The organism is Acinetobacter sp. UBA3025 (assembly GCF_002367915.1).
Classification (GTDB): domain Bacteria; phylum Pseudomonadota; class Gammaproteobacteria; order Pseudomonadales; family Moraxellaceae; genus Acinetobacter.
Map to the genome: position 1 here is coordinate 1 of NZ_DFDO01000126.1, position 9,196 is coordinate 9,196.

Consider the following 9,196-nt stretch of genomic DNA (forward strand, 5'->3'; position numbering starts at 1 on the left):
ATTATTATTTCTACAAAAATGCCGATTTTCCCTATTTTTTGAGCATTAAAGGTATAGGATTGGCCAATGTACTTAATAATTTCTCTTTTTTATTGTGTTCCTGAAAGCGCAAGGAGCGGCAATCTATATATTCACAGTAGCCCCCGTCCCCATGCTCAGTCTCGCCATTAATTCTAACTTCGTAATTAAAGCTTCCAACATAACCCGCAGCCAGACCAAATTTGAAATCTCCTCGGCTTTGTCCCTGCAGCCAGATCTGCATTCCTTTGCCATCTTCATAGCACCATTCAAACTCACGCGGCAGATACATCTTTTGCCCATTTGGAGTAGTCACACTCGGATAAACACGATGCACCTTGAAATAGACTTTTTGATCGAACATTTGACTGGTCATATTTTTCAAGTCACGCAGATAAATTCGTGACTGCACAATGCTGTTCAGACTATCTCGAATTTGTGCCAACAATAATTGCCGTCCTTCACTCAGATTAATAATCTGATAAGTCAGAAAGGCTAAAGGCAAATAGGGAAAATTAAAGCTTCGTGCAAATTCAAAACTACCTAAACTCTCGATAAGGTATTTCTGATCTTTATAATGTAAGGTGCCCTGACAATAACAAAGCAAAGACCAATGATCAGCCAGTGCAAAGCGCATTTGGGTAAAGTGTGAAATCAGATTGGTCGTATGGATGCTGAGATCAAAGCCCAGTTCAGAATCAAAACGTTGTAAACGAAAATGTGGAAAGTCGCCCGTCAGTTTTTCACGATCTAGAAACTGAAACAGGCCATACTGAAACTTGCAATCCTTTTTGATTGAATAGCAATTTAATTGTCCCGCCATATGCGGACTGGTACTACAGATTACTGTGGCTGTATCCAGTGCATTGGTTTGAATAGCACTCGGGTTAGCCAACATCGGTGCATTAGGCTGACCAATAATACTCAGAAAATTAAGATAATGAAGGGGTGCAGGCAGATCAGGAAGCGTTAGGCCCTGATGAATAATTTTATATTTCTGGTTTGGCCCATGATAGACAAGATTATACTGGGAAACAGCAGGAGTCTGATTCAGGTGTTTCGAACGATCTAGAAAATCTTGAAGAAACTGCATCTCAAACTCCTTATTTTTATATTGTTATAAGGTACTCTGTCTTTTTGCCATAAAGGTTGTAAGGAAACCAGACAAGGCATAGATGACAGAGATCACGAGAATCCCTACCGGAATATTATAAGTCATCGCTGCAAAGATAAACACCGCGATCGGCAACACGAAAAACGGTACCCGTCTACGCTCTACGGTTTTAAATGAATAGTATTTGATATTAGAAATCATCAATAAGCCAACGATTACAATAATTGCAGCATTAATGATTTGTACAGTAAAATCACGAATATCAAACACAGCCGGGAAGTCCAATCCTACCCAGACCAGTGAAATAATAATGACGGCTGCTAATGGACTCGCAACGCCAATAAAATAACGTTTGTCCACTACGCCAATCTGAACGTTAAAGCGTGCCAGACGGAAAGCCGCACAAGCCGTATAGACAAAACAAGCCGCCAGCCCGATACGACCTAAATCACTTAATCCCCAGCTATACATCAAAATAGCCGGTGCCACCCCAAATGCCAGCATATCGGATAGTGAGTCGAACTGTTCACCGAATGGACTTTGTGCCCCAATCGCACGTGCCACACGACCATCGAGACCATCAAATAAAGCTGCCAAGAAAATGGCATAAATAGCTTGCTGAAATTCGCCATTCATACTGGCAATAATCGAGTAAAAGCCTGATAACAACGCAGCGGTTGTAATCAGGTTAGGCCACAGATAGATACCTCGACGCTTAACTCTTTGCCCTTCCTGGGTATGCTCTACCTCTTCCACCTCGAAGGTGATGCCATCAAATGGCAAATCTTTCGAAGATTCGTGTTCCGGCTTATTTGTACTTGTCATTCTTGTCGATCCTAACTATGACCCGATCTTTAAAATATTATTCGCCTACTAACCAACGAACTGCTGCATGACCGCCATTTTCCTGCATACGCAAATGCGGGAATAACCATTGCAGCGCTTCGTCTGCATCTTCAGAGAACTTCCAAGGTGGGTTAATCACCAGTAAACCACAACCATTTAAACCCACTGGTGTATCATCTGGCCATACACAGATTTCACATACCAACTGACGGCGAATCCCGGTCTTGAACATTTTCTTCTCGAAACGTTCAATCATGGCACGGTCTTTAATTGGGTACCAAACTGCAAATACGCCTGTCGGCCATTTTTTATAAGCAGCAACCAGTAATTCAACCAGCTGTGGGAAGTCTTTACGCTCCAGCTCATACGGCGGATCGATCATCACCAGACCACGTTTTTCTTTCGGTGGAATGACTGCGAGCAAGCCTTCATACGCATCACGCTCATGCAAACCGGCGCGTTTGTCAAAAATGTTATGACGTAACTGCTGGAACACATCACGCTGCATTTCAAAAATGGTGGCCTTGTCAATTTCACGCATGCCTTCCAGTGCAAACCAAGGTGAACCCGGATATGCACCTTTACCAAAGTTTTCACGCATTTTCTCAACAATTTTTAAATATTGTTGTACACCTTCTGGCGCATTACGCTTGACCGAATCATCCAGCTTGATCAGACGATGAATACCGTTCAGGAATTCCCCTGACTTTTGCGCTTCAGAGGTGGATAAATCATATTTACCTGCACCACCATGTGTATCTACATAGCGATATGGTTTATCTTTTGCATTGAGTCGAGTCAATAATTGAAGCAACAATACATGCTTCATGACATCGGCAAAGTTGCCAGCATGGTAATGGTGACGGTAATTCATGTTTCATTAATTCCTAATATCAACCGCTATTTTAACATGAAAAATAGTTTCGTTCAGACCCGATTCTTACATAGAATAGCGCGACCCCAATTTACCCTTCTAGGTGAGTTTCTATGGAAGCAGTTCAACTCCCGGCAACCTGGCCAGTTGATCAGATTCTTGATGATCTAGATCAGTATGGTTTTAGCATGATCGACAATGCTTATGCCCCATCCTATGTTGAACAGCTGATTGCTGAATGTACCAGCAATCTGGAACGCTTTCGTGATGCAGCCATTCAGAATGGCGTAGTTAGCAATATCCGCAGTGATCACATTCTCTGGCTCAATGAAGATCTGGAAATTTCTAACCAGCATGTGCAAACCTTACAGGCCTTAGGTCATGAGCTGAACCGCGCTTTCTTCCTCGGCATTAAAGATGTGGAAGCCCATTTTGCCTGCTATAATGCGGGTGAGTTCTATGCCCTGCATCGCGATAATCCTCAAGGCAAAAATGGCCGGATGATTTCTGCGGTTTATTATCTGCATGATGATTGGCAAGATAACTGGGGCGGCGAACTACATCTGCAGGATAAAAATGATCAATGGCATATTATCCAGCCTAAACCAAACCGTATTGCATTCTTCCAAAGTGATTTAATGCACGAAGTTTTAAAAGCCAAACATCAACGTTTATCAATCACCGCCTGGTTAAGAAGTGATACCCGTTTACTCTAATCCTTTTTCAACGCTTTAAATTTCAATTTTCAGCCTCATATAGCAATCATTGAGATATGAGGACTGCGTTCATGCGACCAACCCCCAAAGAGATCATTACACGCATTGGTGAAACAGATCAGCTGTTTTTAAATGGCAATACGCCTGAGTTGGCGCTTGAACGGGCTGATCTTCGTTTGCAACTGGTGACTATTAGCCAGTTACGTCAAGAGCAGGTGCATTTCCTGCAAGAAGCGATTGTTCTGCTGGAGCAGGGCCGGATTGAATTTGAAGAAATGCCCCTGGATTTGTATATCAATCTGTCTTTGCATCTGGCCAAAGCCTATATGATCTACTTTGAGCTGACCAAAGAAGATCGTTATGCGCTCATTACTCAGCAGATTCTAAAACCGATGACCAATTATGAGCATGCGGATATTTATTTCTTCCTGGCTTATGCATCTGCCAGTAAGAAAGAGCCTGCCATGACTCGTCACTGGCTAAATAAATACAGTAAAACGGCCCATTTTGACCATGAACTGGTAGGCCAGCATCCGGCATTTGATGAATATCGTCAACTGGAATGGTTTATTCAGATTCTGCGTAGCCGTATGCACTAGAACAACAAAATCTGTTCTTATAAAAAATGCCTCACATTGATGAGGCATTTTTTATGAATTAATTTAATTGACTCAAGCCAGACGGCGTCGATCTGCATCCAGATGCAATTGCTGATTCAGTTCATCAATCCAGATTGCCCAGTCATCATCCTGTACCAAATGACTAATTAGCAATGAACGCTGCGCTTTATTCCAGAAAGGTGCTTCATGCAATGACATATGGGAAGGTAGCTGATGAGTACGCACATAAAGCTCGATAGCCGCTGGGCTGTTAGCCAGGCCAAGTTGAGAAAATAACATTTCTAAGGATGGTTGGTTCTTCCCGAGCATATGCCCTCCTTATATCAGATATATTGTAGTTATTTATAGGACTAACTTATAAGATAAGACAAAAAAAACCTAGTCAAAGGACTAGGTTTTGTTGTGTCTTTTTGTATAAAGAACCCTTAAGTGTTTTCAGGACCTTCTTTATCACTTTCGACATGTAAAAGCTGGTTCAATTTATCAATGATTACGATCCATTCATCATCCTGATGCCAGTGTTCGCGAAGAAAAGCGCTTTGCCCCTCATTCCAGAAATCTGCATCCGGCAAAATCACTTCTGATGGTAGCTGATGATTTTTGGTAAATTCATCAATTGATGCTTCATCAGCAGGCAAGCCTAATTGCTCAAATAATAATTCTAAAGACACTTGCTGTTCTAATACCATTCGCTCACTCCATCATAAAAATAATCAGTTCATTGATTTGAAAATATTATTGACGCTTAGAAGAAGGCAGATCACAAGAACCACTTCCCTCTGCCTCAATATGCAATTGCTCATTGAGTACATCTACGAAAATTGCCCAGTCATCATCTTCTTTCCAGTGGCCAATCAGAAAATCATGCTGGTTTTTGGTCCAGAAAGGAGCTTTGTGTAAGGGGACATCCATCCCAATCTGGTGGGTTTTAATAAATTCATCGATTGCTTCCGGGCTTGAATCCAAACCGAGTTGCTCAAAAAAAAGTTCCATGGTAGGTCGCTGCTCTAACATCTCAGTACCTCCTCTTTTGTTGATGATTCTTCTTATTAAACTAGATGAGCTACTCACAAAGTTCAGTTGTCCCTCCTTCACAAGATGTTATTTTTTGTTCTTTAAATTTTTTAGAAATAGCAATAAAAAAGCACCCCAAATGGAGTGCTTTTTTTAATTTAATCTTAAAAGATTAAATTATTTGATCATGTCAGCAACTGCAGCGCGCTCTTCTTCAAGCTCGTTCAGTGTAACATTAATACGTTCACGGCTGAATTCGTCGATTTCAAGACCTTGAACGATTTTGTATTCACCGTTTTCAGTAGTTACAGGGAAACCGAACATTACGCCTTCAGGGATACCATAAGAACCGTCAGAAGGAATACCCATAGTTACCCATTTGCCGTTTGTGCCAAGAGCCCAATCGCGCATATGGTCAATTGCAGCGTTTGCAGCAGAAGCAGCAGAAGACAAACCACGTGCTTCGATGATCGCAGCACCACGTTTACCAACAGTTGGAAGGAATACGTCTTTGTTCCAAGCTGCATCGTTGATTTTGTCTTTCAAGCTTTCGCCGTTTACGTTAGCAAAACGGTAGTCAGCATACATTGTTGGAGAGTGGTTACCCCAAACTGTCATGTTTTCGATGTCAGAAACTGCAACACCCGCTTTTTGAGCAAGTTGAGTTAATGCACGGTTGTGGTCAAGACGCAACATTGCTGTGAAGTTTTTCGCTGGAAGATCTGGAGCAGATTTCATTGCGATGTAAGCGTTAGTGTTAGCAGGGTTACCTACAACAAGAACTTTAACGTCACGGCTAGCAACTTCGTTCAGTGCTTGGCCTTGACCAATGAAGATTTCGCCGTTTACTTTAAGCAGATCAGCACGTTCCATACCAGGACCACGTGGACGTGAACCAACTAATAGAGCATAGTCTGCATCTTTGAAAGCTACTTTAGGATCATCAGTACCGATCATGCCCGCCAATAATGGGAAAGCACAGTCGTCTAGTTCCATCATTACGCCTTTAAGCGCTTGCTGAGCTTTCTCAACAGGAATTTCTAATAATTGAAGAATAACTGGTTGGTCTTTACCAAGCATTTCACCGCTTGCGATACGGAATAATAGGCTGTAACCAATTTGACCAGCAGCGCCAGTAACGGCAACGCGAACAGGTTGCTTCATGTAATTATCTCCAATTGAGAGGATCGTCATAATGATTAAATAGCTGTTCTATCTAATCTTAATAATCATAAACGGCAAAGATTGTACTCCAATCCTCTGCGAGATGCATGTAAAAGAAAATGGATTTCAACAAAAGTATGATAGGAAATATAAATTAATTTGACTAAAAAGCTTAGTATGTCCCTTTTATTGTAACAGTTTTTGGGCATGTATTAATAATGTTTGCGGGACAGCCTTTATAACCCCCATTGGCGTTGTAGCAGACCTGAATCGAGGTGAGCAGGCTGGATGCGCGGGTCTGATGACAATTAAAGCGCAATGCTGTTGAAGGTAGTTGCGGATTGATTTTCAGAAATTTGGAACGCAGCATATCAATGGAAACGGTATGGCTTTCCTGCTCGGTGAGTTCTTCAGGAACTTTCAGACGATCAGCATGATTGATCACAGTACGAAAATACTGCGTGGCATTCATCGGAATACAACCGCCAATATTATGCCAGAGCAATGCACGGGTATTTTCATCCGGCATGATACGGGCCACCACTTTAGCCTGCAAAGGCGGTAACTTCGCAGAACTGGTAGTAGTACAATGTGTTGATGTGGTTTGAGGATAGAGACCGGAAATATTTAGGGAATAACCTTCAAGACATTTTCTTTTTTTACTGTAGGCCGGATCCAGACTGCAAAGTGCCGGTACCATCTGGATGTCCATGACATAACCCGTTGGCAATGCAAAGGCAGCTGGACTTGCTGCTAAAAATAAAAGTGCAGCCCATCCAGCAGAAATTTGAGCACCCCTTATTCCCTTGATCAACAAACTATCCTTCCCTTAGATTTTTTGAATGCTATGGTGTATTACGTAACGGAATGGCTTGCATACGCTTACCGACCGATTGTGCGCCCTGTCCCAATAAAATACCGTAATATGTCGCGTTCGTCATGACATGTTTCACATAATCTCGCGTTTCCAGTAAAGGAATGGTTTCGGTATATTGATCCGCAGCAATACTTTGGAATTCGGGTTGCCAACGGCGGGCACGGTTCGGGCCGGCATTATAACCTGCTGTAGCCAGTACTGGACTATTGCTCAATTGACGCTGAATTGTTGATAAATAGTAAGTTCCGTAACGGATATTGGTGTTCATATCAGTTAAGGCTGCCGGGTTATAGGCTTCACCCATTTGACGAGCGACCAGTTTGGCGGTGTCCGGCATGATCTGCATCAAACCGCCTGCACCCACATGAGAGCGTGCGCCGGTATTAAACCGGCTTTCCTGACGCATCAAACCATAAGCCCAGGCAGCATCAATGCCGGCATTACGGCTATGGCTCACGACATAATTCTGATGTGGCATCGGATAACGATAGTTGTAATTATGCTTGTCCGCAGTACGATCTGCTGCATAAATGGCACGGTCATACCAGCCCATATCCATCGCACGTTTGGCTGCTGCCAACAGTAAATCGTCATCTTTTCTTAAATAAGCCTGACGAACTGCCCAGTTCCATTCACGGTTAATATAATTTTCTGGCGCATTAATATTACGCAAGGCAAAAGCACGGCGGAAATGAATATCCTGATTCAGACGTTGCATGGCCTGACTGGATGGCTGTGCCGAGTTCGGTGTAGAAGCCGTTAACTGGCCTAATCTATCCCGTGCTAGCAGGTTATGATAATCCTCGCCGACTGCCAGTTTTTTATAGATACTTTCTGCTGCCTGTTTTGAAGCGCGATCTGTGCGCTGTTCACTGGCACGTGCCAGCCAGTATTGCCAGCGGTCTTCCTGTTTCTGGTTCACGCTCATGGCATCAATGGCACGAATCAGACTTTCCCAGGCACTAAAACGAATCGCCTGACGGGCATAAATTTCGGCTTCTTCCGGACTAAATGGCAAACCATAGCTGGCATCCAGATAGTTCAGCACTTCACGGTTGAAGTTATTTTTCATTACCGTAGTGCCGCCGATATAACCCACAGTTCTGAATAGTGTTTTTTGTACTTGTACCGGTGTGCCTTCAGCAGTACGTTTTACAATGGACATTGCTGAATCAAGATCGCTATCTGCCAGACGCCCCAACGCATAAATCAGATAGGCATGATCAGCGGCAGTACTTTTAGGGGCTGACCATAAATAATTGGTTGGATTGGCCTGAATCGTATTGAGCTGAGCCAGAGACAGGTTAAGCCCTAAACCTTGTGCAGTGGCAATAGCCTGTCCAGACTGACCAGCACGTAATTGCACCCACAAACGCTGCTGGCGGTCTTCATTGGTCATAAGCGGACTGGATAACATCATGCGTCCCAAGCCTGTACAAGACTCAGGTTGAGAATTGGTGGTTAGCCAAACATCCTTAAACTCAGCATAAACCAGCTGATCGCCACTTTTGGCACGGACTTGTGCAACTGCACAGGCTTCAGCCGGATCGGCATTGGTGACATATTGCAGAACTGGTTGCGCAGTAGAAAAGTCAGCCATTTTGACTTTTTCTTCGACATAATCGGCTGCGAGTTTTTCTGCCATGGCCGACTGAGGATAACGTTGGGCGAAACTGATAATTTGACTGGCAGGTTGTGAGCCAAGATTCTGGTTCAGAATCCAGTATTCAGGATAATAGCCCAAGACATCATTTTGCATGGCAGACTGATATTGTTGTAATTGTCCGATATTTCCAGCATTTGCCGCGCGTAAGGCATCATTAAATTGTTCTTCTGCTGCCTGCACACTCATTGAACAGAAACACGCCACACTCAAGCTTAGTAATTTATAATATTTCTTCATATTTTTAGTGTGTTCAAACATCAATTTGCCTTCTATCATCGAGTTTTCGC

General features: G+C 43.1%; 11 protein-coding genes. 2 read left to right on the top strand and 9 right to left on the bottom strand.

The window, feature by feature from the left end:
- Window positions 1–31 precede the first annotated feature (31 nt).
- From B4J23_RS05530 to B4J23_RS05540, 3 genes are read right to left on the bottom strand one after another with little or no spacing between them, the layout of a single operon-like run.
- Complete coding sequence (locus tag B4J23_RS05530; RefSeq protein WP_291359178.1) at window positions 32–1,111, bottom strand: DUF6670 family protein; 1,080 nt, start codon at window positions 1,109–1,111, stop codon at window positions 32–34.
- Between the two features lie 24 nt (window positions 1,112–1,135).
- Window positions 1,136–1,957: a CDP-diacylglycerol--serine O-phosphatidyltransferase gene (gene pssA / locus B4J23_RS05535; RefSeq protein ID WP_005233819.1), complete on the bottom strand. Its 822-nt coding sequence runs from the start codon at window positions 1,955–1,957 to the stop codon at window positions 1,136–1,138.
- A gap of 37 nt (window positions 1,958–1,994) precedes the next feature.
- Window positions 1,995–2,852 (bottom strand): 23S rRNA (adenine(2030)-N(6))-methyltransferase RlmJ, encoded by an 858-nt coding sequence (locus B4J23_RS05540; protein WP_004786802.1) that lies wholly within the window; start codon window positions 2,850–2,852, stop codon window positions 1,995–1,997.
- A 113-nt stretch (window positions 2,853–2,965) separates the two neighbouring features.
- On the opposite strand from B4J23_RS05540, the gene B4J23_RS05545 reads away from it, so the two are divergent.
- Both B4J23_RS05545 and B4J23_RS05550 read left to right on the top strand, forming a co-directional pair.
- The gene (locus tag B4J23_RS05545; RefSeq protein WP_291359179.1) at window positions 2,966–3,568 is read left to right on the top strand and encodes a 2OG-Fe(II) oxygenase; all 603 of its coding nucleotides are present in this window, start codon (window positions 2,966–2,968) and stop codon (window positions 3,566–3,568) included.
- Between the two features lie 71 nt (window positions 3,569–3,639).
- Entirely contained in the window at window positions 3,640–4,167 is a 528-nt protein-coding gene (locus B4J23_RS05550) for a hypothetical protein (RefSeq protein WP_175966086.1), read from the top strand.
- 72 nt (window positions 4,168–4,239) lie between these two features.
- Here the strand turns inward: B4J23_RS05550 and B4J23_RS05555 are convergent, their stop codons facing one another.
- From B4J23_RS05555 to B4J23_RS05580, 6 genes are all read right to left on the bottom strand, one after another.
- Entirely contained in the window at window positions 4,240–4,497 is a 258-nt protein-coding gene (locus tag B4J23_RS05555) for a DUF2789 family protein (RefSeq protein WP_291359180.1), read from the bottom strand.
- 116 nt (window positions 4,498–4,613) lie between these two features.
- Window positions 4,614–4,877 (bottom strand): DUF2789 family protein, encoded by a 264-nt coding sequence (locus B4J23_RS05560; protein ID WP_034704347.1) that lies wholly within the window; start codon window positions 4,875–4,877, stop codon window positions 4,614–4,616.
- A gap of 46 nt (window positions 4,878–4,923) precedes the next feature.
- Window positions 4,924–5,202, bottom strand: coding sequence for a DUF2789 family protein (locus B4J23_RS05565; RefSeq protein ID WP_004786814.1), 279 nt, complete (start codon window positions 5,200–5,202; stop codon window positions 4,924–4,926).
- A gap of 177 nt (window positions 5,203–5,379) precedes the next feature.
- Window positions 5,380–6,366, bottom strand: coding sequence for a malate dehydrogenase (locus B4J23_RS05570; RefSeq protein WP_004786815.1), 987 nt, complete (start codon window positions 6,364–6,366; stop codon window positions 5,380–5,382).
- 172 nt (window positions 6,367–6,538) lie between these two features.
- Entirely contained in the window at window positions 6,539–7,177 is a 639-nt protein-coding gene (locus B4J23_RS05575; RefSeq protein WP_179992790.1) for a ribonuclease T2 family protein, read from the bottom strand.
- Between the two features lie 34 nt (window positions 7,178–7,211).
- On the bottom strand, window positions 7,212–9,146 hold the full coding sequence (locus tag B4J23_RS05580) for a lytic transglycosylase domain-containing protein (RefSeq protein WP_414631562.1): 1,935 nt from the start codon (window positions 9,144–9,146) through the stop codon (window positions 7,212–7,214).
- Window positions 9,147–9,196 lie beyond the last annotated feature (50 nt).

What these genes read in the sequence shown, in the direction of transcription:
- B4J23_RS05570 (WP_004786815.1), bottom strand. Translation starts at nt 6,366, where the DNA reads ATGAAGCAACCTGTTCGCGTTGCCGTTACTGGCGCTGCTGGTCAAATT.
- B4J23_RS05580 (WP_414631562.1), bottom strand. Translation starts at nt 9,146, where the DNA reads ATGAAGAAATATTATAAATTACTAAGCTTGAGTGTGGCGTGTTTCTGT.
- B4J23_RS05565 (WP_004786814.1), bottom strand. Translation starts at nt 5,202, where the DNA reads ATGTTAGAGCAGCGACCTACCATGGAACTTTTTTTTGAGCAACTCGGT.
- B4J23_RS05550 (WP_175966086.1), top strand. Translation starts at nt 3,640, where the DNA reads ATGCGACCAACCCCCAAAGAGATCATTACACGCATTGGTGAAACAGAT.
- pssA (WP_005233819.1), bottom strand. Translation starts at nt 1,957, where the DNA reads ATGACAAGTACAAATAAGCCGGAACACGAATCTTCGAAAGATTTGCCA.
- B4J23_RS05540 (WP_004786802.1), bottom strand. Translation starts at nt 2,852, where the DNA reads ATGAATTACCGTCACCATTACCATGCTGGCAACTTTGCCGATGTCATG.
- B4J23_RS05545 (WP_291359179.1), top strand. Translation starts at nt 2,966, where the DNA reads ATGGAAGCAGTTCAACTCCCGGCAACCTGGCCAGTTGATCAGATTCTT.
- B4J23_RS05560 (WP_034704347.1), bottom strand. Translation starts at nt 4,877, where the DNA reads ATGGTATTAGAACAGCAAGTGTCTTTAGAATTATTATTTGAGCAATTA.
- B4J23_RS05555 (WP_291359180.1), bottom strand. Translation starts at nt 4,497, where the DNA reads ATGCTCGGGAAGAACCAACCATCCTTAGAAATGTTATTTTCTCAACTT.
- B4J23_RS05530 (WP_291359178.1), bottom strand. Translation starts at nt 1,111, where the DNA reads ATGCAGTTTCTTCAAGATTTTCTAGATCGTTCGAAACACCTGAATCAG.